At 47.0% G+C, this 23633-nt stretch carries 22 protein-coding genes; 15 read left to right on the plus strand and 7 right to left on the minus strand.

What is annotated here, in order from left to right:
- Nucleotides 1-446 (plus strand): photosynthetic reaction center family protein (locus AC2VDX_RS12830; protein WP_486928099.1); only part of this gene is annotated, 446 nt, incomplete at its 5' end.
- A gap of 85 nt (nt 447-531) precedes the next feature.
- Here AC2VDX_RS12830 and AC2VDX_RS12835 read toward each other — a convergent pair.
- Entirely contained in the window at nt 532-1929 is a 1398-nt protein-coding gene (locus AC2VDX_RS12835) for a helix-turn-helix domain-containing protein (RefSeq protein WP_378178095.1), read from the minus strand.
- Between the two features lie 200 nt (nt 1930-2129).
- Between AC2VDX_RS12835 and AC2VDX_RS12840 the strand changes: the two genes are divergently transcribed.
- The 6 genes from AC2VDX_RS12840 (at nt 2130) to AC2VDX_RS12865 (ending at nt 7478) form a co-directional block, all read left to right on the plus strand.
- Entirely contained in the window at nt 2130-2519 is a 390-nt protein-coding gene (locus tag AC2VDX_RS12840; RefSeq protein ID WP_378178097.1) for a hypothetical protein, read from the plus strand.
- Nucleotides 2520-2528: 9 nt separating this feature from the next.
- Nucleotides 2529-3257: a C39 family peptidase gene (locus tag AC2VDX_RS12845; protein ID WP_378178099.1), complete on the plus strand. Its 729-nt coding sequence runs from the start codon at nt 2529-2531 to the stop codon at nt 3255-3257.
- Complete coding sequence (locus tag AC2VDX_RS12850; RefSeq protein ID WP_486928172.1) at nt 3254-4408, plus strand: outer membrane beta-barrel protein; 1155 nt, start codon at nt 3254-3256, stop codon at nt 4406-4408. The genes AC2VDX_RS12845 and AC2VDX_RS12850 overlap by 4 nt, the downstream gene beginning before the upstream one ends.
- Nucleotides 4409-4571: 163 nt before the next feature.
- Nucleotides 4572-5132: a Uma2 family endonuclease gene (locus tag AC2VDX_RS12855; protein ID WP_378178101.1), complete on the plus strand. Its 561-nt coding sequence runs from the start codon at nt 4572-4574 to the stop codon at nt 5130-5132.
- Nucleotides 5133-5521: 389 nt separating this feature from the next.
- Nucleotides 5522-6616 carry a chorismate synthase gene (aroC, locus tag AC2VDX_RS12860; RefSeq protein ID WP_378178103.1) on the plus strand — a complete coding sequence of 365 codons (1095 nt, stop codon included), beginning with the start codon at nt 5522-5524 and terminating at the stop codon, nt 6614-6616.
- Between the two features lie 7 nt (nt 6617-6623).
- Complete coding sequence (locus AC2VDX_RS12865) at nt 6624-7478, plus strand: MBL fold metallo-hydrolase (protein WP_378178105.1); 855 nt, start codon at nt 6624-6626, stop codon at nt 7476-7478.
- 10 nt (nt 7479-7488) lie between these two features.
- Here the strand turns inward: AC2VDX_RS12865 and AC2VDX_RS12870 are convergent, their stop codons facing one another.
- On the minus strand, nt 7489-8424 hold the full coding sequence (locus tag AC2VDX_RS12870) for a phosphodiester glycosidase family protein (protein ID WP_378178107.1): 936 nt from the start codon (nt 8422-8424) through the stop codon (nt 7489-7491).
- 154 nt (nt 8425-8578) lie between these two features.
- On the opposite strand from AC2VDX_RS12870, the gene AC2VDX_RS12875 reads away from it, so the two are divergent.
- Nucleotides 8579-9634: a hypothetical protein gene (locus AC2VDX_RS12875; RefSeq protein WP_378178109.1), complete on the plus strand. Its 1056-nt coding sequence runs from the start codon at nt 8579-8581 to the stop codon at nt 9632-9634.
- Between the two features lie 228 nt (nt 9635-9862).
- Nucleotides 9863-11098, plus strand: a complete 1236-nt coding sequence (locus AC2VDX_RS12880; RefSeq protein ID WP_378178111.1) for an isomerizing glutamine--fructose-6-phosphate transaminase — start codon at nt 9863-9865, stop codon at nt 11096-11098.
- A 27-nt stretch (nt 11099-11125) separates the two neighbouring features.
- On the opposite strand, the gene AC2VDX_RS12885 is transcribed toward AC2VDX_RS12880, so the two are convergent.
- The gene (locus tag AC2VDX_RS12885) at nt 11126-11290 is read right to left on the minus strand and encodes a hypothetical protein (protein WP_378178113.1); all 165 of its coding nucleotides are present in this window, start codon (nt 11288-11290) and stop codon (nt 11126-11128) included.
- A 124-nt stretch (nt 11291-11414) separates the two neighbouring features.
- A complete protein-coding gene (locus tag AC2VDX_RS12890; protein WP_378178115.1) occupies nt 11415-12530 on the minus strand; it encodes a protein kinase domain-containing protein in 1116 nt (371 codons plus the stop codon).
- A 228-nt stretch (nt 12531-12758) separates the two neighbouring features.
- Here AC2VDX_RS12890 and AC2VDX_RS12895 point away from each other — a divergent pair, with 228 nt between their 5' ends.
- Nucleotides 12759-13508 carry a DUF561 domain-containing protein gene (locus tag AC2VDX_RS12895; protein ID WP_378178117.1) on the plus strand — a complete coding sequence of 250 codons (750 nt, stop codon included), beginning with the start codon at nt 12759-12761 and terminating at the stop codon, nt 13506-13508.
- A 95-nt stretch (nt 13509-13603) separates the two neighbouring features.
- Here AC2VDX_RS12895 and AC2VDX_RS12900 read toward each other — a convergent pair whose 3' ends face one another.
- Entirely contained in the window at nt 13604-14728 is a 1125-nt protein-coding gene (locus AC2VDX_RS12900; protein WP_378178119.1) for a DegT/DnrJ/EryC1/StrS family aminotransferase, read from the minus strand.
- Nucleotides 14729-14831: 103 nt separating this feature from the next.
- Here AC2VDX_RS12900 and AC2VDX_RS12905 point away from each other — a divergent pair, with 103 nt between their 5' ends.
- Together AC2VDX_RS12905 and AC2VDX_RS12910 are read left to right on the plus strand one after the other, a co-directional pair.
- On the plus strand, nt 14832-15035 hold the full coding sequence (locus AC2VDX_RS12905) for a hypothetical protein (RefSeq protein ID WP_486928173.1): 204 nt from the start codon (nt 14832-14834) through the stop codon (nt 15033-15035).
- Nucleotides 15036-15173: 138 nt separating this feature from the next.
- Nucleotides 15174-15953, plus strand: a complete 780-nt coding sequence (locus AC2VDX_RS12910; protein ID WP_486928174.1) for an ABC transporter permease — start codon at nt 15174-15176, stop codon at nt 15951-15953.
- 395 nt (nt 15954-16348) lie between these two features.
- Here the strand turns inward: AC2VDX_RS12910 and AC2VDX_RS12915 are convergent, their stop codons facing one another.
- A complete protein-coding gene (locus AC2VDX_RS12915; protein WP_378179490.1) occupies nt 16349-18256 on the minus strand; it encodes a hypothetical protein in 1908 nt (635 codons plus the stop codon).
- Between the two features lie 231 nt (nt 18257-18487).
- Between AC2VDX_RS12915 and AC2VDX_RS12920 the strand changes: the two genes are divergently transcribed.
- From AC2VDX_RS12920 to AC2VDX_RS12930, 3 genes are all read left to right on the plus strand, one after another.
- Nucleotides 18488-19399, plus strand: a complete 912-nt coding sequence (locus tag AC2VDX_RS12920) for an SDR family NAD(P)-dependent oxidoreductase (protein ID WP_378179488.1) — start codon at nt 18488-18490, stop codon at nt 19397-19399.
- A 132-nt stretch (nt 19400-19531) separates the two neighbouring features.
- A complete protein-coding gene (locus AC2VDX_RS12925) occupies nt 19532-20833 on the plus strand; it encodes an ATP-grasp domain-containing protein (protein ID WP_378179486.1) in 1302 nt (433 codons plus the stop codon).
- 182 nt (nt 20834-21015) lie between these two features.
- Nucleotides 21016-21930, plus strand: coding sequence for a succinate--CoA ligase subunit alpha (locus AC2VDX_RS12930; protein ID WP_378179484.1), 915 nt, complete (start codon nt 21016-21018; stop codon nt 21928-21930).
- Between the two features lie 62 nt (nt 21931-21992).
- Here the strand turns inward: AC2VDX_RS12930 and AC2VDX_RS12935 are convergent, their stop codons facing one another.
- A complete protein-coding gene (locus tag AC2VDX_RS12935) occupies nt 21993-23588 on the minus strand; it encodes a hypothetical protein (protein ID WP_378179482.1) in 1596 nt (531 codons plus the stop codon).
- Nucleotides 23589-23633: the final 45 nt, after the last annotated feature.

The raw sequence follows: 23633 nt of genomic DNA on the forward strand, positions 1-23633 counted from the left end.
CCATGCACGGTTCCTTGGTAACATCCTCCTTGGTGCGTGAAACCACCGAAACCGAATCACAGAACTACGGTTACAAATTCGGTCAAGAAGAAGAAACCTACAACATCGTTGCCGCCCACGGCTACTTTGGTCGGTTGATCTTCCAATATGCTTCCTTCAACAACAGCCGTTCCTTGCACTTCTTGTTGGGTGCATGGCCCGTCATCGGTATCTGGTTCACCTCTTTAGGGATCAGCACGATGGCATTCAACCTGAATGGTTTCAACTTCAACCAGTCAGTGATTGACAGCCAAGGTCGGGTGATCAACACTTGGGCAGACGTGATCAACCGCGCCAACCTGGGTATGGAAGTGATGCACGAGCGCAATGCTCACAACTTCCCCCTGGACTTGGCAGCAGGTGAGTCTACTCCAGTGGCTCTAGTTGCTCCAAGCATCAATGGTTAATCGCTAGAGACTCTAGCTAAATAAAAACGCTCTCCGAAAGGGGGGCGTTTTTTGTTTGAGGAGAAACTCTTGCCAGGGAGTGTTACTATTTTGTCTTGAGAGGATTAAACTTCGACTGAATGTATGCTTTGAATACAGGATTAAGGTGAAAGTGCGATCGCGCTCCTACTTGCACTTTTTCTACTAAGCCGCGTCGCGCTAATGATTGTATGGCTTTCCAGGATTCAGATTTGGATAATGCATTATCTGCTGGTTGTTGCGAAATATCTACAGCTTCAGCTTGACTCGCTAACCCATAGCTCACCTGTTTTTCTGACTCCGATAAACGCTCTAAGTGATATTCTAAAAGCGGTTCTAAGTCACCTAAAAATATATCATTTCCCTCTGCTAAAAACCGGGAAACGCTACCGTTAAATAGTTCTATAATTGTTGTTGCGATGATATTTAACCAGCAAGGATGACTTTGATAAATGGTAATTAATTCTGTCCATTTTTCTTCATCAATTAATCCTTTCTCTCTCAAAATTTCTCCTGTTTGTTCTCCTAACCCTTTCAGGTGTAATGTTCGTGCAGGTCTATTTTCTGCTTCTAAAGTAGCGATTTCTCTAGATTTTTCCCAACTGACGAGAATTAAACAACTATGATGATGAGATAAGTTGGCAAGTTGTTTAAAAAATTTGCCATAATCCTCATACCCAGCTAAATATTGACCTGCTAATTGACCGCTTGTAAAAATATTCTGCACGTCATCAAGGATTACTAAGCAACGAGAGGCGCGAAAATAATCGATGACTGTGGGTAATGGGGTTTGTTGCGATCGCGAAAAAAATTGTTTTAGTTCGATTTGCAGTGTTGAAAGTGTAGGAGTGTTACTGAGACTTCGCCAAATAATATAATCGAATTCGGTTTGGATTTCTTCAATGAGTTTGAGCGCGATCGCACTTTTGCCAATTCCACTTAAACCGTATATCGTAATTAAGCGCGTGCGTGCTTGTAAAATCCACTGTTTGAGGGTGGATAGTTCTGAGATGCGATCGTAAAAGCTAAGTAATTCTGGTGCGTCTGTTAAATCTATTATGGGCGATCGCTCTTGGTTTTGTGGAGATTCAGCGGGAGAGTGCGATCGCGTTTGCGGATCTTTAATAGTTTGTATGAATTGACCACCAATGTTAACATTATCAACTTGTAATAAACAGTGACCTAATTGGGAAAGTTGAGAAACACTATGTTTTTTTTCTAACTTAGAACGAAAATTAAGTTTATTGAGGTCTTCCCCTAATTCCTCCCGCAGCTTTTCCCATAATTTAGAACCTTCTTTTTTAACGTGAGATTCACTACATTTAAAAGTTTGGGCTATTTGAGGATATTTTTGTTGTTGCAAAACACCCGTTAGTATTGCTTCCTGTATAGGTGTGAGAGGTTTTCCAGTTTTATCAAAAATTAAGCTATCAGCCCACTGTAAAACATCTTCAATATTATTCATGGGGAGATATAGATTAATATTTTGTGTAATATATCTTACCACCTTCTACTTTGTCAACCTAATCCTACTAAATCCTACCAAATTGCTTTAGTATACTTAGAAAAATTGGGTACTGAACCCTACTATTTTGAGTTGTTAAATTTATAAGGAGTAGTTTATATTTTCACATAGAAACATACAAAAATTTAAGGATTATTACAATGAAAAAGTTACTGACTGCAACAGGTGCAGCCGTTTTCTTGACGAATATGACACTTGCTCCTGCCTTTGCTGATTCACTGGCACAGCCAACTACACCTAGGCAACAACAGCAGGTTGTGTTACCTGAAGGACAAATGATGAGTGATGCGGAACTAGCACAAGTTGAAGGAGAGTGGGTCTGGGTTGCAGCAGGTACGGGTTTAGAGCTTGCCTTCAAGTATGCAGAGTGTCAGCGCCCCGGGCAGCAGTGTGGTTGGCAAGACTATGCTATAGCAGGTGCTAAGGGAGCTGCTTTTAGCTTGATTCCTGGCGGTAGTGCTGCCAAAAATGGAGTTCGTTTTTTCCAAAACGGGCAAAAGATTAACGGGCTGAGAGTATTCGTTCGATAACTCATTTGAATGCTGTCAGCCAGCGTTCCCAAGCTTTGTTTGGGAACGCTATTTTATCGGGCAAAAAAAACTGTGAAGCCAGAGCAAGCAAGTAAATTTAAAGATATCTTATGTTTAGTTTTTAATTGTGTTTGTATTTTGGGATCGGTTGTATTTCCGAGTTTTGCTGATCCGATCACTCCTTATCGCACCCTTCGCTATCAAGGAGTCATAGGTCAGACTAACTATTACACCTGTGGCCCGGCGGCTGTAGCAACCCTACTGACTCACTACTACGGTCAACCGACAGCGGAATCTGAGATTTTAGAACTGTCAGAAAAAGCGATGGAAGGAAGTGGGAAAAAACCAGAAGAAAGAGGAGTCACCGCCTTAGCATTAAGACAAGCTTTAAGTGATAAAGGCATTCAAGCTAGGGGGATGCGACTTACCCTAGCATCGTTAGCCGACTACTTTCACAAAGGGGGACTCCCTGTTGTTCTGCACGTCACAAAACCTCAAATGCACTATGTTTTAGCAGTCGGCATGGTAGGGGATTGGGTAATTTTAGCAGATCCATCATGGGGACGGCGCGTTCAACCACTTCGCGCTTTAGTAAATGAGCAAGGTTTTAGTGGTGTGAGCCTTGTACCACTTCCACCTGAAAACTTGATGTCCACTGCAAAAGAACAGCAAAGCGAAACGCTACGTTGGGCAGAACTCCGTTTAGCAAGGCTCAACTCACTGAGAAGGAAATTATGATGAAAATAGTCCTGATTCTGCCGCTCGCTTTGCTGATCTGTCAACCGGCACTGGCTCAAGTTCCCATTGACCCCTTGCGACTACCAGACGAAGAAACGGGAGGCTACATCTACACTTTTGGTGTCAATTACATACCCTCTGGACGAGACGGATTTGATTTTGATCGAGAAGGGACTCCATTTAATTTTGAGACCTTCAACCAATCAATTAACTTTTCTGTTTCAGGAAGCTACACTTTCAGCCGTAATTTAAGTATTTCAGCCAATGTTAACCCTAATTTGTTCATTGGCCGGCAAAAACGAGATTTTAGCAATCGTACTCAAACTCTAACAGAAACTAACACTGACCTTGGCGCTGGTTTGTCTGTAGAATACCGTCCCAAGCCTGGATCTACCCTAGACCCTCGTTTTTCAGTCGGTGTTGCTTACCCTTGGACAGTGACAGTTCAAGGTCAAGCTAGTTTAATCAGAGATCCTGTAATTGTCTTAGGTTCTCTGGGATATTCTCAACCGTTAGACTCTGCTAATAGCAGTCTGAATTTAGGAATAGGAGCGGGGTTTATAGCGAATGAGAGAGTTAATTTCAGTGCTTATGCTAACTACGCCATACCTATCGGCGATACTAATTTGCCTGTAACTTCGCTGTCATTCCGCACTGGTTACAATTTGGATAATAAAGGAGATCAGGATATCGGGCTACGCACAACTCTTAGTATGCGGGGTGGAGATACGAGACTAGGAGTTGGCATTGAGTGGGGAGGTCGAGGAATTGTTGGTGGTCAACGACAAAGAACCCAGGATAATAATAATACATCTGCTATTCCTTCTCAGTCAATCAATGGTTGGGCTACTAATACTACAGAAAAACCTCTATCTAGCAGTTCTGCTACCTCTACTCAGTTAACAAACAAAGAGCCTAATTCATATTCTGGCATTGGTTCTCAGTCTAACATGAGCAATGGCAATATTAGGGATAACAATATGTTAGCAGAGAGTCCAAATATGGCTGTTCAGAAAATTTATCAAAGTTTATATGAAAAGGATGTTCAGATAGAAATATTGCAGCAGCAAATTAGAGAACTTAAACAGAGTATAGAAGATTTGCGATGTCAGATTCCTGAAAATCAAAAAAAATGTCGAAAATTGCTGTAATAATACTATGTTAATTTTTTTGCCAAGGTGAGAAGCCAACAAAAAATTGTGTTTTTTGGAAAAACCCGGTTTCTGTGCTGAAGTACTAGCTAAAATAAAAGAACTCTCCTTTTGGGAGACGCTTTTCCGTTGGCAATTTTATGGTATAAAGGGGCGAATATCTATGCTCCAAGCAAAAAACCAACTTACCCTAGAAGAATTTCTGGCGTTACCAGAAGGCGATGTGACTTACGAATTGGTGGATGGTGAGGCAATACCAAAAATGTCACCAAAAAAATTTCATTCTCGGCTTACTAGGGTGCTACTTCAGTTGTTGGATGAATGGTGTGCTGGACGAGGTGAGGTTTGTCCAGAATTAGGGATTAAATTAACTCGAAGAGGTCGAGACTGGGTACCAACGCCCGATATTATGTACATTTGTGCCGATCGGTTTCCGCTAGATTGGGAGGAGGATGGAGCGTGTTCTGTTCCTCCAGAATTAGTTATCGAAATTATTTCACCCGGACAAACTTTTGGGCAATTGGCCGCTAAAGCAAGAGATTATTTAGATGCGGGGGTGTTGCGAGTTTGGGTGGTAGATAGTCAAGCGAGAAGCATTACGGTTTTTTATCCAGATGCGCCACCGCAGACTTATATGGGAGATACGCCGTTAATTGATACTCTGTTTGAGGGTTTGGAAATAACGCCTGAGCAGGTTTTTCAATTGGCAAGGATACCAAGGTAAGCCATTCAAAATTCTAGGTGAGAAGCTAAGAAGAAACCGAATTTTTTTAAAAAACCCCGGTTTGTGTGCCTTGTGCGATCGCTCCGTTTATGTTTAGTGTCACTGGTGTATTTGATAGTGCTTTATTTTCTGCTATGCGCGGACATCATCAACCGTAACCGCGCCGGTATGGGGATGGAGGTGATGCACGAGGGCAAAACGCATTTCGGGGAAAGCTAACGCCTTTGCCCCTTTCAAGGGGTGCGATCAAAACCAAACCTGTTGGCGTCTAGAGGACAAGGGAGACAAGGAAAGTTCTTCATTACCAAGCAACAAATGATTGACCACACCCCATCATAGGGAGCGATCGCTGTTAAGATACAAATCGCTATGCACCCTCCTTAAGTATTATGGGCAATACCTTCGGGCATCTATTTCGCATCACTACATTTGGCGAATCCCACGGCGGCGGCGTCGGCGTGATTATCGATGGGTGTCCACCGCAATTGGAAATTTCTGCCGAAGAAATTCAGGTAGAACTCGATCGGCGGCGTCCGGGACAAAGTAAAATCGTCACACCCCGCAAAGAAGCTGACACCTGCGAAATTCTTTCTGGCGTATTTGAAGGCAAAACCCTGGGAACGCCAATCGCAATTTTGGTGCGAAACAAGGACACTCGCCCCCAAGATTATGATGAAATGGCGCAGAAATATCGCCCCTCTCATGCTGATGCGACTTATGATGCTAAATATGGCATTCGCAACTGGCAGGGTGGCGGCAGATCCTCGGCGCGGGAGACAATTGGACGAGTAGCCGCTGGCGCGATCGCTAAAAAAATCCTTCACCAAGTTGCCGGAGTTGAAATTATCGCCTATGTCAAGCGCATCAAAGACTTAGAAGGCGTCGTCGATCCCGATACCGTTACCTTAGAACAAGTAGAAAGTAATATTGTCCGCTGTCCTGATGCAGAATGTGCAGAGCGGATGATCGAAAAAATTGAGCAGGTAGGGCGAGAAGGCGACTCCATCGGCGGAGTTGTAGAATGTGTTGCCCGTCATCTACCTAAAGGGCTAGGTTCGCCAGTATTTGATAAGCTGGAAGCAGACCTGGCTAAAGGTGTCATGTCTCTACCAGCAAGTAAAGGATTTGAAATTGGCTCTGGTTTTGCCGGGACTTTGTTATCGGGCAGCGAACATAATGACGAATTCTCGATTGACGAAACCGGCGAAATTCGCACCAAAACAAATCGTTCCGGCGGGATTCAGGGCGGCATCTCCAACGGAGAAAATATTATTCTTCGAGTGGCGTTTAAACCAACAGCCACAATTCGCAAAGAACAGCGCACCGTGACCCGCGAGGGTGAAGAGACTATACTAGCAGCTAAGGGGCGTCACGACCCTTGCGTTTTGCCTAGAGCGGTGCCTATGGTAGAGGCAATGGTGGCTTTGGTGCTTTGCGATCATTTGCTACGCCATCAGGGTCAGTGCGGTACTTTAAAGCCTTGAGAGTGAAATGGAAACCAGCCCTTCTTCCGAGTTTTTGCTTCAGTTTTGGGGTGTGCGAGGCAGTATCCCCTCCCCTGGAAAAGATACCGTTCGCTACGGTGGCAATACTTCTTGTATAGAAATGCAAATAGGCGGGAAACGTCTGATCTTTGATGGCGGCACTGGCTTGCGCCTGCTATCTAAAGATTTGATAAGCCAGCAGCAGTCAGTGGAAGCTTATATGTTTTTTACTCACTATCACTGGGATCATATTCAAGGAGTACCATTTTTTAAGCCAGCTTTTATGGAGGGCAATTGCTTCCACATTTACGGGGCAGTGCCACCGGATGCAGACTCGATGAAACAGCATTTTTGCGATCGCGTGATGCACTCAAATTCTCCAGTGCCACTGCAAGGCATGGAAGCTGACTTGAAGTTTTACGAGCTAATTTGTGGCGATACCTTTCAGGTGGATGATATCACCATTGAAACCGGCCCGCTCAACCATCCCAACGGCGCGATGGGATATCGGGTGACGTGGCAAGGACACACAGTGTTCTACTGTACGGATACGGAACATTTGTCGGATCGCCCAGATGAAAATGTGCTGCACTTAGCTCGCGAAGCCGATGTCTTGATTTACGATGCCATGTACACCGACGAGGAGTATAACAACCCTAAATCTCCCAAAGTCGGCTGGGGACACTCCACTTGGCAGGAAGGGGTGAAAGTGGCGCAGGCAGCAGGTGTCAAGCGGTTGGCGATTTTTCACCACGAACCAAACCACAGCGATGACTTTCTCGATCAAATTGAGACACAAGTTCAAGAAGTCTCGCCTGGTTCGTTCCTCGCGCGTGAAGGGATGATTGTGCAGGTAAATTAAAAATGCAAAATTAAAAATAAGATTGTTTATTTTTAATTTTTAAAGGTCGCGCATAAAAGCCCAGATGGTTCGCCACTGGGCGCTGTCGCCTGGGGATGCGAGTATGAATCGGTGAATTGAGCGTGAGCTTCCCCCCACGACTCGCTACCACCAGCGTTGTCGAACCGCCGCCATCCAAGTTCAATGCCCGATAAACACCCAATTCGGCAATAATATTTTGCAGCTCAATTATACTGACGCCCTCACTATAGAAACGCTGGCGACCATCAATCAGAATGAGCCACAATTTCTCGCCGCGTTCATCAGTCGCAACCACTGTGCGCGGAAACAACTTTTTTTGATCGCGGTTATTTTTCATCGCCACTAAGTTGCCGCGTTCTATGATTATTTCGCCACCTGCCAAAGCTTGAGCCGTATCCGCAGGACAACTTTGCTTGCTAATTTGGGCACGATTATCCTTAGAAAAACACAAAACAGGCCAGCCCCGCTCGAAAGCAGAATAGGTCACGCCCTTAGAAATCGCTTGCCCTAAAACGTTCACGGGGTCGCCACTGTGGGGATAATATAACAGCCATTGCTCTTGGAATGGGTAAAAAAAGCTACCATTAATTGCCAACTGCAAGTTAAATTCCCGCAAAAAGTCACTGGTCGTTTGTGCTGCCGTTTCTTTTCCTTGGGTAGGTTTTCCCGGTGTCACCAACACCCCAATTCCTGGCGCTTTTAGGTCGATAGTGACAACGTGGATCGTCAGGGGGCGCGGTGTTGAGCGGGGAATGCGCCGATAAACGATACCTTGAAATAGCGATTGCTGAATGTCGGTGCGGGGTGGACGACTTAGACACAAAACACCATAGAAGACACCATAGAGTAGCGGGGGCAACAGCACCAGACCAAGGGCAATGGCACTTAGCGATCGCTTCCAGAGAATTTTGGGTCGTTTGCTCATGCTGGTTGAGGATTTTTCGACAGCCACCGATTATCCCAAGATATCCTCTAATTTTGCAGCAAGTGCCGCGATCGCATTCTCATCGCGAGCGATCGCGCATCATTGAATTACCACTTAGGATAAAAAAGAGTTTTAAGTTCGTAGGACGCAAGCCATGCGATTACAGTGGTTACTGTGGGGAGCAATCCTCAGCATTGGGCTGTCAGCACTGCCCGCTCAAGCACAGATAACAGATGCTAAAGTAGCGGCATTCGCAGAAGCGCTAAGGAAGGCAGCACCCCAAACCGGAAAACAGGACGATGGACTCTACAGCGACTGGCAAATCAAACCGAACAACATCCCTCGCTGGTCAAAACAATGTACCGGACGTTCCCTCAACACAGCGGAATTTGAAGCAAATCCCGTCACCGCACGGAAAGTCGTAGAGTGCATCATGGGCAATATTCTTCGCCAACAGTATCAAGCGGCGGGTAACAATGAATCCGTAGCGGTGCAACGCGCTGCCGCTTGGTGGATGACAGGCGATCCCACCCGCTATAACAGCAAAGACATCGCCTCCTATATCCAAAAAGTTTCCGGTTTCTACCAACAGTTGCGCTCAAATCCATCCGCAGTATCACCAGCCTCAACCCAACCCAAACCTGCTACCCAGCCACCGGCTAAACCAACTCCAACTCCCACACCGTCACCCAACTCAAACCAGCCACCCGCAAAACCCCCTGTCACAGCGGCGGCTGCTACCGATTCAGCAAAGATTTCTGATACCCATGTAGGGGCGCTGGTGGAAGCGTTACGACGGGCAGCGCCGCAAACTGGCACCTCTGATGATGGACTCTACAGCGAGTGGCAAGTTAAACCAGACAACATCCCCCGCTGGTCACAACAATGTATCAATCGGGAACTAACACCGACGCAATTTGAAGGCAGTCCCGTAACCGCACGAAGCATTCTGGTGTGTGTCATGCGCGACGTGCTGCGGGACGAGTTTCAGGCTAGTGGCAACAATGAGGCGGTAGCCGTACAACGGGCTGCTTCCTGGTGGATGACGGGCGATCCTAGCCGCTATAACAGCAACGAAACCGGCCCTTATACAGAAAAAGTTCTCGGTTTCTATCAAGAGTTGCGCTCAACTTCATCGGCTTCACCACCTACCTCTAACCAGGCAACCGCAAAACCTGCGACTGAGCCGAAGTTATTTCCTCATCGCTAAGCTGTTGGCAGTAAGTAATCGGTAATGGAAGTGGGGACAATTTCCTTTCAAGAATAGGTTTTTTATTCTCGTTCCTTGGCTAAGTCCGGCAATACTGCCTCTAGCAGGCTCTACCTCCTAGAGGCAGCAGTCAATACAATCGACATTCCTAGTGCAGCATGACAAAAATAACCGATTGGTTTCCTCTCCCCTTTCCCCTTCTATTTAAGAGCAACTGGTGGAAAAATTTTGCTGTTATGTACGAGTCGGAGGCTGGGAACGAGAAAAATTGAAAGACTCCCGATTGAAAATCGTTTTAATCCTATCAGAGGAAACGTGAATTCTCCTGAAGAAAAGATATATTCAAACTTCATGCTCAAGGAAATTCATGAGCAATCAGAAGTTGTAAGAACTTGTCTAGAGGCGTTTTTAGAAATTCACTTTAGCAGTAAAGAGCCACTTCCTAAATTTACTAAAAAGCCTCTCAATCTAGGTTTTTCATCTGAATTATACGATGGCGTAGACCAAATTAAAATTCTTGCCTGTGGCAGCAGTCTTCATGCCAGCTTAGTGGGTAAATATCTGCTGGAACAGGTTGCGAAAGTGCCAACAATCGTACAGTGTGCTGCGGAATTTTGGGAGGCTCCATCGCCCCCAACTCCTAACACCCTAGTTATTGGCGTTACCCAGTCTGGAGAAACCGCAGATACTCTCGCTGCCTTGGAGATAGAAAAAGAGCGTCGTTCTGGTGAAACTCGACTTTTAGGAATTACCAATCAGGCGGGAAGTTCTCTAGAAAAATTGGTAGATCGTACCATTCAGACTTTGGCAGGAACTGAAGTAGCGATCGCTGCCACCAAAACCTTTGTCGCTCAGTTAATAGCATTCTACTGTTTGGCTCTTGATGTAGCATACTGCCGCCAAACGCTATCGAGCGATCGCCTACATCAAATTTTCTCTCAATTATACCAAATTCCGGCTCAAATTGACACGATTTTGCACCAGCAAAAGCCCGTTATCGAGAAGCTAGCAAAAGATTTTATCCATACCCAAGACTGCATTTTTTTAGGGCGCGGGATTAACTTTCCCATTGCGCTTGAAGGAGCGCTAAAACTGAAGGAAACTAGCTATATTCACGCAACAGGGTATCATGCTGGAGAGTTTCTGCACGGCCCCATTGCCATGCTAGATTCCACTGTAGCTGTAGTAGCGATCGCAATGCCGGGAACTGTGTACGAAAAAATCCTTGCCAATGTCCAGAAAGCAAAGGCAAGGGGGGTTCACCTGATTGGGGTGACATCCATCAATAATCCACAGGCTATAGAGCTATTTGATGATATTTTAACTGTACCGGAAGTAGACGAACTATTTTCTCCCATCCTAACAGTTATCCCGCTGCAACTATTAGCCTATTACACTGCTGTTCATCGGGGATTGGATGTCGATCGTCCTAGGAATTTGACAAAAACTTTGGCTGGGGAATAACATCTTTATTCCAGAAATTGCGATCGCTTAATTCCCATTTCCTGGCAAGAAGTAACGCAGCCGCCATTGTCCGCGAGTCCGCACAAAACTGACGCGGTAATCGGTTTCTGAATCGTACACATAGCGGTTCAGAACCCAGCCTTTTTTACGATTCTGAAGTTTTACTGGCGTCCAATCAAGTAATATTGGCATCTTGTAGGGGCTTTCGCATTCGGGAAATAAACTGCTGCAAACAATGAGAAATTCCCGCCTAAATGCGAAAGCCCGTACCTATAGATAGTGTAATAACTAACTAGAATTTACCTGCTACCAATTTCTAAAATCCTGAATGACCAGAACTGCTGATGATGCCATGATGGCTTCTTTTTTGATGCTCCCGTTGCTTTGCCTGCCACCTGGCTTTCCAATCTCGAAGAGCGATCGCTGTTCTGGCGGTAGGAGGAATATAATTTTGTGAATTTGCTTCCGATTTCTTCCGATCTGAACCTTTCTCGGAAGGACGCTGAGTCGTCATAAACTGCGCTAAATTGTCTTGCGGCGATTCCCAGCCAAATGCCTGCATAATCACTCCCGCAGATTGATAACGTTCGCGCAACGAGATTTTCAGCATTCTGTTAAGAATTTTGCCAAAGTCTTTACTGACTGATACCGCATCCTGCCACTGAATCTCACCCGTAGAGCGATCGCTATCAAATTCTAGCGGTGCTTTCCCACTTAACAAGTAAAGACACGTCACCCCTAGTGAATAAATATCGCTGGCATAAACAGGACGCAGTGAAAATTGTTCCGGCGGTGCAAATCCAACCGTGCCAATGAACTGGGTAGTTTGCTTCTGACTTCCCGTATCGCTTAAAGGAACCATCTCCTCTTTGACAGCGCCAAAGTCAATCAGTACCAGTCTCCCATCGTCCTGACAACGGATGATGTTTTGGGGCTTAATATCGCGGTGAATCACATTATTGCCGTGGATGTACTGCAACAATGGCAGAATTTGACGGAGGAAATATTTAACGCCCTCTTCCGATAAGGGACCTCCGCGCCGCACCAGGCGAGCTAGGGTATACCCTCGCACATATTCTTGAACTAAATAAAATTCTCCTTCGTTTACAAAGTAATCCAGCAGCATGGGAATTTGAGAATGACTGCCCAACTTACTGAGGATTCTTGCTTCTTGCTCGAAGCGTTTCCGCGCTGTTTGCAGTCCAATCGGATCGCTAAACTTTGGGCACAGCTGCTTAATCACGCACAAAGGATCTCCCGGCAAGTTGGCATCTCTGGCTAAAAAGGTGACACCAAAGCCACCTCTGCCCAACATTCGCAGGATTTCATAGCGATCGCGAAACAACCGCTCGGTACCACACAGCTGCCCCAGTTCAGTTTGCTGTAAAACATCTGAGTGAAAAGTTGACAGATTTGTGGGAGGAAAATTCATGGCTCGTCACTGGCAGGAGGAGGGCAGGATCTGCGCTATGCTCCTAGTCTAGATCCCGGATGTGATAAAAAGCAGAGAGTGATTTTTATTTCCTGATGGTATTGCAATCAACGGTGATGCACAACCCTTCCGCAGTCATATTATCCAGGTAGATCGTTTTTGAATGTAGAGACCGGATGATTCGGTCTGTACAATTAAGATGCAAAATTTGCGAACCAATTAGAGCTTATGACCATGCATACTACACTACAGCGTGTCTTTGACCAAGGCCGTGCTTTAAAAATTATTACCGGCTTGAATAACTTCGATCCGGAGCGCGTTGCTGCCACTGTTAAGGCAGCCGACTTAGGCGGTGCTACTTTCGTTGATATTGCCGCCGATCCCAGTTTGGTGCGGTTGGCTCGTCAGTTGACAAACCTGCCAATTTGCGTTTCAGCAGTAGAACCAGAACTGTTGGCGATCGCAGTGGAAGCTGGAGCGGATTTGATTGAAATCGGCAACTTTGATAGTTTTTACGCGCAGGGACGGCGGTTTGAGGCAGAGGAAGTGTTGGCGCTGACGCTCTCGACGCGATCGCTGCTGCCGAATATTACCTTGTCTGTCACCGTGCCCCACATTCTGGAGCTAGATCGGCAAGTTCAACTCGCAGAAGCGTTGGTAAAAGCCGGTGCCGATATTATCCAAACTGAAGGAGGCACTTCCTCAACCCCGACTCACGCCGGTACGCTGGGACTGATTGAAAAAGCGGCTCCCACCCTAGCGGCAGCTTACGAAATTTCCCGCGCTGTTTGTGTCCCAGTCCTGTGTGCTTCCGGGATTTCCAGCGTCACCGCACCGATGGCGATCGCTGCCGGTGCTGCCGGTGTCGGCGTCGGTTCAGCCATCAACCAACTCAATAGCGAAGTCGCGATGGTGGCGGCTGTTCGTAGCTTGGTGGAAGCGCTATCCACTGTCAGCCGCGAACGTATTCATGCGTAATCGCTAAGCGGTAGAAGTTATGAGTGATGAGTTTTGAATTTTGAATAAATCTCGACTAACTCAAAACTCAAAACTTAAAACTCATCACTTTTCCCTTAGCCCAAGCAGTCTTTCAAGCTGTAAACCACTTGCTCCTGTTCCTCCAGAGAAAGTTCTGGGAACATGGGCAAGGACAAAACCTCGTGACAGACTTGCTCCACCACAGGGAAGTCACCAGGTTTATAGCCTAAATTCTTGTAGACCGGCTGTAGGTGTAAAGACAGGGGATAGTAAACCATCGAACTGACGCCTTGCTGCTGTAGCCGATTGCGAACCTCGTCCCGATAGCTGCCGTTACCAGATTGGGTAAGGCGAATCGTGTATTGATTCCAGATACAGCGACCTCTTGGCGTTTCTTGCGGCTTCACCACCCCAGGCACCGGCTCTAACAATCGGTGGTAATGCTGTGCAACCGAGCGACGCAGGTCATTCCACGTATCCAGATAACGCAGTTTGATTTGCAGAATGGCGGCTTGTAGAGCATCTAAGCGGCTATTGACGCCAGTTGCTTCATGATGGTAGCGATCGCGCATTCCATGCTCCCGCAGCATCCGTACAGCAGAAGCGATCGCTGGATCGTTCGTCGTCACAGCACCGCCATCCCCACAGGCACCCAGATTTTTGGTAGGAAAGAAACTAAAGCAGCCAATATGCCCGATGCTGCCGACTCTAGATCCTGCCCACTCAGCACCTGTGGCTTGGGCACAGTCTTCAATCACCGCTAGATTGTGAGCCTGTGCTACGTCCATAACTGCCGTCATATCCACCGGCTGCCCAAACAGGTGAACCGGGATAATGGCGCGAGTTTTATCGGTAATCGCCTTTTGCATCTGGTTGATATCGAAATTAAACGTATGGGCATCAATATCAACAAAAACCGGCGTCGCCCCCACCACGCTAATTACCTCAGCAGTGGCAATAAAGGTGAAAGGCGTCGTAATTACCTCATCCCCCGGCCCAATCTGTAAAGCCCTGAGAGCCAGATAAAGGGCATCTGTACCAGAATTACACGCCACACACTCTGAAACGCCCACGTAAGCTGCAAACTGTTGCTCAAAGCCTGCAACCGAAGGACCACCAATATAACGACCAGAAGCCAAGATGCCTAGAACGGCTGCACTCACTTCTTCACTGATAATTTTGTACTGCCGCGACAGGTCTAGGGGGGGAATATTATTCACTCGTTGACACCACAAATTTTTATCTACATAGAACCAAATTTTGCTCAGAAAGGGAATCCACGCCTCACCATCCTTTTTGATTCAGAATGCCGAACTTATAAAATTGTTTCGCAGGCTTGGGAAGGCAGGGGAAACCTTTCCTCAGCACTCACTCCTCACTCCTCACTCCTCACTTTTCACTCCTCACTCCTCAGCACTCACCCAAAAACTACGACAGCACCATCTTCCACTTCTCACCAAGCCACTCCTCCCTCCTCCCTCCTCAGTCCTAACTCCTCCCTCCTCAGTCCTCAGTCCTCAGTCCTAACTCCTCCCTCCTCCCTCCTCCCTCCTCAGTCCTCAGTCCTCAGTCCTCAGTCCTCAGTCCTAACTCCTCCCTCCTCCCTCCTCAAAACTTCCTCAACCCTGCCAGAATTAGGAAGAAAGCGAGACATCATTTTGACCTGTGGATTCTTTAATCGCACTGAACTTTACAGACCTTGTCTTGGCGTTAGGCATGATGGCAGTTGCCATTGGTTTATCCAGGATTCAACAACTCGGATTAGAAGGGCAATTGGCGATCGCCACTGGTCGCACTATTATCCAGCTGTTGGGCGTTGGATATGTATTAGCCTTCGTCTTCGCCTGGAAAAATCCTTGGGCAGTTTTGGCACTGTTGATGGTGATGCTGAGCATTGCCGCAATTGTTGCCCGCAATCGCATCGGCAAGAAAATTCCCCAGGTATTGCCCGTGGTGTGGGGGTCGATTTTGGTTAGTAGCGCCCTGACATTGAGTTACACCACTTTGTTGATCCTTCAGCCGCCAATTTGGTATGAACCCCAGTACCTGATTCCCTTAGCGGGAATTGTACTAGGAAATGCGATGAATGGAGCAGCGATCGCGGGTGAACGTTTGAGCAGCACCGTCAACGCCAGCCGCGCCGAAATTGAAACCCACCTGAGCTTAGGTGCAACCCCACAACAGGCTGTTGCACAGTACCGCAAAGATTCCATCCGCGCCGGTTTGATTCCCACTCTGAACCAAATGATGGTTGTCGGAGTCGTAACACTACCGGGAATTATTACAGGTCAGCTATTGAGTGGTGTTGACCCGATGAATGCTGCATCCTACCAAATCTTAATTATGTTTATGCTTGCTTTTACTAACTTAGTGACAACTTTATTAGTTACCCAAGGGCTTTGTCGCCAGTTTTTTACTAACGAAGCCCAACTCAAGAATCATTAAAAATTAAAAATTGGTTCTGTTCAAGGTTAGTTTGACTCAAATTTTGCCCCATTCTTATTACGATATGGCATCTTTGGCGTATTGGTGTGACAGATCAGGACTTACGCAAAGCTTATACATATAGCGTTTTTTCGGGTTCAATCCCCCTGTGGTTGCCCACACTATGTGGTGATGTTGCGTAAGTCCTGAGATGCAAGATGTAATCCCAATTTCCCTTGATAATCCTACACATTTGATCCCCCCAACCCCCCGCTCAATTGGGGGGCGAAGAGAAGCTTAAATGTAGCGGCAAAAAAGTGAAATGGTATAAGTCGCAACAGCTAAAACTAACCCGACATAAGGATTTGTTGGGTTAAGACAGAAAACATAACCGATACTAATTGAGGCTTTTACTCCTAGCTAACTTTGGGATACTTGTTAATCAACGAGCCATCTGGAGTGTACAGTTCAAGAGGGATACGGGCATTATCGCTAATCGCTTCCAGTGCGTCTCCTAGGGTTCGCAAATGAGCGGCTATCCCAGCTTGAGCATTAGAATCTCCCCTCAATTGTGCGGCGTTTACGGTTTGCGTCACCATCTGCATATAAGCGGGTGTCAACTGAACTCTGATTAGCTGACTGGTGACAGTGTATTCGCAGACTTTCGGCGTCCCGGCGCAGGTTTTAACAAGATCGGTACCCGCTTTTTGCAAAAGACTGGCGTACCCTAGTTGTATTTCAGCTTGCCTGAGATCGGCTTTATAAGAACTCATCAGGGAATCGCCTTGATTGTAGAAAAAAGTGCCTCTGGGAATTTTTTGAAGGTTAACAATTGCATTGCGCCAGTTCAGCACCGCTAATGTCCATTGGTTGCGCTGTTCGTAATTTTTGGCATTGCGTGCGAGGTTTTGAGCGAAATTGTAGGCGTTAGCGGCAATTTGTTCTTTGTTTTTGCGATCGCGTGCTGCTGACAATTTGGGCAGATTAGTCGCCAGCAGTTGCTGCGCCTCCGGACGGGCAGTAGTACCGACAGGAATCGCCTTGAGCCGGTTAATCGCCATCTCCCAGTTAGTTTCAGCCAACCGCCAAGTGGAGAGCGAATTAGCCACTCCTTCACGGGCTTCTGCTACCTGAAGCCCTTCTTTTGCAGCGTCGAGGTTTTTTAGCCCCTGTCGTTCGGCATTCACTCGCCCATTAATCGCGGCTAAATTTATGCGATAGTCCTTAATTTTCTGCTGAGCCAGTTGGTAGACCGTGCTATTTTTGGGCACAGGTTCCAAAAGCGCGATCGCTTCTCGCCATAGCTTCTGAATTTCTAACCATTCTGCGGCAGAATGGGGAGGATTTTGGCTCTGTCTAGCCGCCGCTGAACCTTTACTCAAAGCCATTACCAGCTGATCGAGCAATTCGGCTTGCTGAGAATTGTCATTCAATTGCTTCTGAGCTTCGGAATAAGAACCAGACCAGAATGGAATCAGCTTCAAAAGGCGGATTGCCTCTTGTTGTTTCTCTCTTGCTTCTAGTATTTCTTGCCCAGATTTTGGTCGCTGAAGGGTTGCAGATGCCTCCTGGCTCAACTCTTGTGCTGTGAGTAGCGGCGTACAGGTTCCGATGACGCAGGGACGTGTCAAAGCGTAGAGAGTGAGCAGAAACGTCAATAAACTCACCCCAGCGCTTGCCAACAGTACCGGCAGTGGCAATCGCTGTAGTTTACCAGCCAGTGAAGTCGGTGGTGCCTCGCTTTTAACCTCCTCCGGCGACTCATCCGACTCTAAAGTGAGTTCATCGGCGGGGAGGGAAGAAGATTCATCAATCGTCGGTGCTTGGGCGATTTCTGCTGCTGGCAGATCGGCATCCACCCCAATGCTGTCATCTGCCGCTGGTATATCGCTGGGGAGATTTTCCGGAATTGCCGCCTCGCGCCTCAATTTTTTGGGCGGATTTTTGACTTCTGTCGGATTTGGGATGGTCTCGACAACAACCGTCTCATCAGCGAGAGCAGTCGTTGACCTTGACACAACAGGCGGGGGGATACTGAAGGCATGGAAAGCATACGGTTGCTTTTGCCCTACTACTCTTAGATACAGCTGTACTTGGTGGGCAAATTCCGGTTGCAGACTTTTGAGAGTTTGCTCTAACGTTCTAAAGGTTTGTTGCGGGTCAGGCAGAAAATCCGCTGGGTGTTGCGTCAAAATAATTAACGCTTCCTGCGGTAAGGCACACCGAACTTGAAAGGGGATCTTCTCCGGTAATGCCGAGTAAAGGCGATTCTGTAGAATTCGCCCCAGTACCTGTAATTCACTTTCGCGGGCTACTGTTTCCATCCAGCAACACCCTCCGTTTCACTTTCTTCCATTTTGAGGCAGGACAGCTAAAAAGCTTGCTCAATTTTCTACTTTCAAGCAGAGGAATCGCATCAGTAGTGCTTGCAATAATTAAAAAATCTAAAAATCTGTCCTAGCTACAGCTAATTGGCTGTGCAAGCAAGGCTAGGGCTTACCATTAACAACTGTACGGGCACGCGGCTAAGGTGTTAGCTAGACAGAACTCAACTTATGAAGACCGATACTCCACCGCTATCTGAACAAGTCATCCTGATTACAGGAGCTTCTACTGGGATTGGCGCTGCTCTGGCGCAACTTTTAGCCACTCAGTCCCTGGGAATCCGGCTCGTCTTAGCAGCTCGAAACCAGGAAAAGTTGGAGGAAGTAGCAACTTACTGCCGCAAAGCTGGTGCTGATGTGCTGGTTGTTCCCACCGATATCTCTCAAGTTGAGCAGGCTAAAGCTTTGGCAAGTAAAACGATTGACCATTTTGGGCGCGTGGATGCCTTGGTCAATAATGCCGGATATGGACAGATGGGGCCTGTGGAGTTAATTCCATTTGAGGCAGTGCAGCAGCAGTTTCAGGTCAATTTATTTGGTCCACTTGCCTTAATTCAAGCTTTAATTCCAGTGATGCGCGATCGCGGGGGTGGACGAATTATTAATATTAGTTCCCTAGGCGGACGGCTGGCGTTTCCCTTTGGGGGATTATATAGTTCCTCTAAATTTGCCTTGGAAGGAATTAGCGACGCGCTCCGCATGGAACTAGCTGCATTTAATATCAAAGTCAGTGTGATTGAACCAGGACCAGTCAGCACGGAGTTTTTCGCTGTAGCAGCGCAACGGGTTGAGCAGGCTGTAGCAACTCCGCAAGATACACCTTACCGCGCTGCTTTTGAGCGCCTAGAAGGACTAGAGGAACGAACCAGCGGTCGAGCCTGGACTTCCGAACGGGTTGCTAAAGTGATTGCGCGATCGCTCACCGACCGTCACCCTCGTCCCCGCTACGTGGCTGCCACTGGGGGAGATATTCTGCTGTTTTTAATGAACAAAGTGTTGCCTACCAGGGCGGTTGATGCCTTCTGGCAGCGTTTCTATGGAATTGATAAAGTCGCCAAAGACTGGCAAAGTCGTCAGAAATAGGGGTAATCGGGATTGGGTAATTGTCACTCGTCATTAGTCATTAGTCTTTGGTTTGTTACTACTGCCTAATCACCAATCACTTTCTCAATTACCCATTACCCATTACCCATCCCTCATCCTTAATTGCCATTCATGGATTTACTAGAATATCAAGCTAAAGAATTATTTCGGGAGATGGGCATCCCCGTTTTGCCTTCTCAACGAATTGACCATTCCAGAGACCTGAAGGGTTTGCAAATTCCCTACCCAGTTGTCCTAAAATCGCAGGTGCGTGCTGGTGGACGGGGTAGAGCTGGTGGAATTCGGTTTGCAGAAAATACGATCGATGCGATCGCGGCGGCACGGACGATTTTTAATTTGCCGATTCTGGGTGAATATCCCCAAGTGCTGCTAGCAGAAGCAAAATACGATGTCACTCGTGAATTTTATCTAGCCGTCACCATAGACTACGTCCTTCGTCGCCCAGTGCTGCTGGGTTCCTCACAAGGAGGCATGAACTTGGAAGCGGTGATGGAGCGACTTTCGCAAGTCGTCGTTGACCAAGAATTTTCCCCCTTTTATGCCCGCCATCTGACCCTCAAAATGGGACTCCAAGGTGCCTTGATCCAGTCAGTTAGCACCGTTGTCGAAAAGATGTACCATCTGTTTGTCCAAAACGATTTGGATGGAGTGGAAATCAATCCCCTGGGTGTGAGTCCTACAGGCGAATTGATGGCTTTGGATGGCAAAATTACAGTCAATGATGCTGCCCTCAGACGCCATCCCGATTTGGCTTCTCTAGCGGCAAAAATGCCTCAATCCGATATTGCGAAGGAAACGCCTGGAGAAATTGATCCAGGTAAGTTTCTACCCATTCAGAACTGGCTGAATCGAGATGGTAATATTGGGATTCTCTGTAACGGCACCAGCTTGGCGATGGCAATGGTTGATTTGGTTTACAGCGCTGGCGGCAAGCCGAGACTTTGCCTAATTGTGGGTGAGGAGGCGAGTGGAAATTTGACACCCGCATCTTGGAGAGAACAGCTCGAACAAGCGCTGGAGCGTCTCACTCAAAATAAAAACATTAAAGTATTACTGGTTAATATTTTGGGCAGTCCCGCAGCGAGTCAGGAAGTCGTTGCAGTTATTGATGCGTATTTGCAACTAAAAGTCAATGAAATGCCAGAGCATCCGCAGCGAATGACTCGACGGGTTAGCACACCCAGTCCCAAGGACTCTCGCACCCGGATCGGCGATCGCCGACCGGAATTTCTCACCCTGCTTCCCCACTTTGTTGTCCGCTTGGCGGGTGGTCAACTCGACAAAAGCCAAGAGCCTCTAGCCGCCATGCCCGTACACTGGAGCGATAATCTGGATGACGCCGTTGACCAAGCTATTTCCCTAGCCAAAGCCGCAGCTAAAAGTAGATCCGGGACTCCCAGTACCAAACCGTGAGGCAAGCTGATTTTAGCAGTCGAGCCTTCATCCTGCTTTGCTTGGCAATAGAGTTACATTCAGGACGTTGACTCGCTCCTCTCAACCTGAATAGATATGTGGAAGGTGTTAGATACATACATTTGTAATAGACCTGATGTGCTGTTCGCGTTGCATGGAAAATAGACTTTGGTTAAAGGATCATGAAATTAACGCCAGACAGTAAAATCCTGATACAAGGCATCGCAGAACCACTTGCGTCAACCTACACTGCCCGAATGACCGCTTACGGCACTAAGGTAGTGGCTGGGGTCAGTGCTGGTCAGGGAGGGCAAACGTTGGCTGGCATTCCGGTGTTCGACCTGGTAGAGCAGGCGATACAGTCGGTCGGAGCGGTTGACATGAGCATTATCTTTGTACCGCCTTACTCGGCGCTTGATGCGGCGCTAGAAGCGATCGCCGCAGGTATCCGACAAATTATTCTGATTACGGGTGGGATTCCTCCCCTGGATATGGTTCGGCTGCTCAGAAAGGCAGAGGCGACTCAAACTCTTATCGTCGGTCCCAGCAGTTCTGGGATTATTGTTCCAGGTAAGGTTTTAGTGGGCACTCATGAAACTGAATTTTATAGTCCTGGCTCGGTGGGACTGCTCAGCCGCAGCGGCAATCTCACCTACGAAGTAGCCTGGGAAATGACACGAGCCGGTTATGGTCAGTCGATTGCCGTCAGTATTGGCAGCGAGCCGTTTGTCGGCTCTTCTGTCGTACAATGGCTGGAAATTTTGGCAGGGGATAAAAACACGAAGGTAATTGTTTTAGTTAGCCATATCGGTTTTAGTGATGAACAGGCGGCAGCAGAATACATCGTCGCAGCACTTGATAAGCCAGTAATTGTATACTTTGTAGGTCGCCTGCTTCCCCAAGAAAAACTTTTAGGTCCAGGGAATGCACTTGGTTTTTGGCGTCAGGAAGCGATGCTCACTTCTTCACAGGCTGAACTTGCCGCCGAACAGACACCTGAAAACCGAAAAATTGCCGCCTTCAAGCAAGCGAAAATTCCAATAGCAGAGCGCCCTTCCCAAATTCCAGATTTGGTGAAAAAGGCGCTCAAGAAGTAGTGCTGAGGACTGAGTGAAAGAGGGGAGAATCAGTCGCTACATTTCTCCCTCACCGAAGTGTTCTAGCGGGCGGGTAATGATGGACGATTGGCAAAGATTGCTTTGGAGGGAGATTCGCCTGCTAATCGCATCTGCCGCGTCAATTGTAAGCTTAACAATGTCGTAGCGCTCCACTGTCCCAAGATTGTCAGAAAAACGGGAATTGCGGAGGCTTCTTTTACAGCTATCCAGGGAAAGGCGGTAAGCAGCCACACACCAGAGCTTTGATAAAATGGCATCGACAGCAAGCTGAAAAAGGTTGGGGGGAATACAATCAAGGCTGTTACAGTTATGCTAGCCCAGAGCGATCGCTGCGTCTGAGCGATACCCGCCAATATCAAGATCCAGTTTAGGCTCAAGATCAAACCTAAAATAGCTGAAATCTTGTCAGAATTTTGGGGCCAAGACAGAATCCAAGCACCCCAAATTACGGTTTTAATTCCCAAATTTACTGCTACTGCTACCAGTGATGGGCTTTTTTCATCCCACAGCAAATCCTGCATTAAGTTACTCCAGAAACCTTTCCGGTTAGAAACCTTTTCCCGTCGGTAACGCGCCCAATCCTGCAAGGCTTGCCGGTGAGGGGACAAAACAGCAATTAAACCCAAAAACCACAGCAGGTTTACGGTTTCTATAATGAACAGCACTCCCCACAAAGACCCAGATTCAGCAAATCTTGCCGGATTTAAGTTGTTGTTTTGCAGACAAAATCCTAGAAGCAGTAATTCAAAGCAAGCGACTATCCAGTAACTTTGTTTTTTGCTGATAATCGTGGCGTTGGCATTAGAAAAACGCCGATTTAAAGCTTGCCAAATCCAGTAAGTCCACAAACCAAAATTTAGAATTGCAAAGGCGTCACCTAACAACAGATTACTACCAATCGGTATATAAAACCATTGCAAACTGTATCGTCCCGAATCGCTCCAATCAAAATTTGCCTGCGTAAACAGGTACACAGACGAATTAATTACGTTTAGCAAAGGCAAAGCAAATACAAAAGTTAAAAAGCTGGCTAACCAAGCTTGAAATCCGCTCAAAAATCCATAGAGTAAGGCAGCGCTGTAGAAGAAACAGTAACTAGCACCTGAGAGCAAATAAAAGCTCACCAGAAAGGAAAAAGGTACACCGGCACTAACAGCAGACCACAAATGTAATGGCAGTGCTAAGGCTACACCCAGATAAAGTAAAATAGGTACTCCCAGGATTTTCCCCGTCAAAATGCTCTGACTAGACTGGGGACTCAATCGAATGAAATTGAGGGTGCCTCGACGCTCTTCTTTGCCAAGGTCGCTGATAATCATATAGACCCCAGCGAGTAATAAAATAAGTGGCAAAATCCAATTCAAAACGCCAAATAGGGTCTGCCACCACTGCTGCCAGTCGATGATAATCTGACCTACAGCATCCAAACGGCAGTTGTAGTTGCTGTTTCTTACGCAGAAGCTGCTGTAAGTGTCATCAAGATTTAGCAGTTCGTAAAAATACATGACCAGTAGGAACTGACCAAGCAAAGAGACACCGATAGCGATCGCTAAATTGCGAGTTTTCAGGTGTCCTTTGAGTTCGCGCAGAAACTGAGGATTCCAGTCACCTAATCGCTCCATCCCAGGTAGGTTCATCGCCGTTTTCCTTTATCACAAGTTTTGAGAAAAACCCGTTTTCGA

It is taken from the genome of Coleofasciculus sp. H7-1, assembly GCF_057473865.1.

What these genes read in the sequence shown, in the direction of transcription:
- AC2VDX_RS12835 (WP_378178095.1), bottom strand. Translation starts at nt 1,929, where the DNA reads ATGAATAATATTGAAGATGTTTTACAGTGGGCTGATAGCTTAATTTTT.
- AC2VDX_RS12840 (WP_378178097.1), top strand. Translation starts at nt 2,130, where the DNA reads ATGAAAAAGTTACTGACTGCAACAGGTGCAGCCGTTTTCTTGACGAAT.
- AC2VDX_RS12845 (WP_378178099.1), top strand. Translation starts at nt 2,529, where the DNA reads ATGCTGTCAGCCAGCGTTCCCAAGCTTTGTTTGGGAACGCTATTTTAT.
- AC2VDX_RS12850 (WP_486928172.1), top strand. Translation starts at nt 3,254, where the DNA reads ATGATGAAAATAGTCCTGATTCTGCCGCTCGCTTTGCTGATCTGTCAA.
- AC2VDX_RS12855 (WP_378178101.1), top strand. Translation starts at nt 4,572, where the DNA reads ATGCTCCAAGCAAAAAACCAACTTACCCTAGAAGAATTTCTGGCGTTA.
- aroC (WP_378178103.1), top strand. Translation starts at nt 5,522, where the DNA reads ATGGGCAATACCTTCGGGCATCTATTTCGCATCACTACATTTGGCGAA.
- AC2VDX_RS12865 (WP_378178105.1), top strand. Translation starts at nt 6,624, where the DNA reads ATGGAAACCAGCCCTTCTTCCGAGTTTTTGCTTCAGTTTTGGGGTGTG.
- AC2VDX_RS12870 (WP_378178107.1), bottom strand. Translation starts at nt 8,424, where the DNA reads ATGAGCAAACGACCCAAAATTCTCTGGAAGCGATCGCTAAGTGCCATT.
- AC2VDX_RS12875 (WP_378178109.1), top strand. Translation starts at nt 8,579, where the DNA reads ATGCGATTACAGTGGTTACTGTGGGGAGCAATCCTCAGCATTGGGCTG.
- AC2VDX_RS12885 (WP_378178113.1), bottom strand. Translation starts at nt 11,290, where the DNA reads ATGCCAATATTACTTGATTGGACGCCAGTAAAACTTCAGAATCGTAAA.
- AC2VDX_RS12890 (WP_378178115.1), bottom strand. Translation starts at nt 12,530, where the DNA reads ATGAATTTTCCTCCCACAAATCTGTCAACTTTTCACTCAGATGTTTTA.
- AC2VDX_RS12895 (WP_378178117.1), top strand. Translation starts at nt 12,759, where the DNA reads ATGACCATGCATACTACACTACAGCGTGTCTTTGACCAAGGCCGTGCT.
- AC2VDX_RS12915 (WP_378179490.1), bottom strand. Translation starts at nt 18,256, where the DNA reads ATGGAAACAGTAGCCCGCGAAAGTGAATTACAGGTACTGGGGCGAATT.
- AC2VDX_RS12920 (WP_378179488.1), top strand. Translation starts at nt 18,488, where the DNA reads ATGAAGACCGATACTCCACCGCTATCTGAACAAGTCATCCTGATTACA.
- AC2VDX_RS12925 (WP_378179486.1), top strand. Translation starts at nt 19,532, where the DNA reads ATGGATTTACTAGAATATCAAGCTAAAGAATTATTTCGGGAGATGGGC.
- AC2VDX_RS12930 (WP_378179484.1), top strand. Translation starts at nt 21,016, where the DNA reads ATGAAATTAACGCCAGACAGTAAAATCCTGATACAAGGCATCGCAGAA.
- AC2VDX_RS12935 (WP_378179482.1), bottom strand. Translation starts at nt 23,588, where the DNA reads ATGAACCTACCTGGGATGGAGCGATTAGGTGACTGGAATCCTCAGTTT.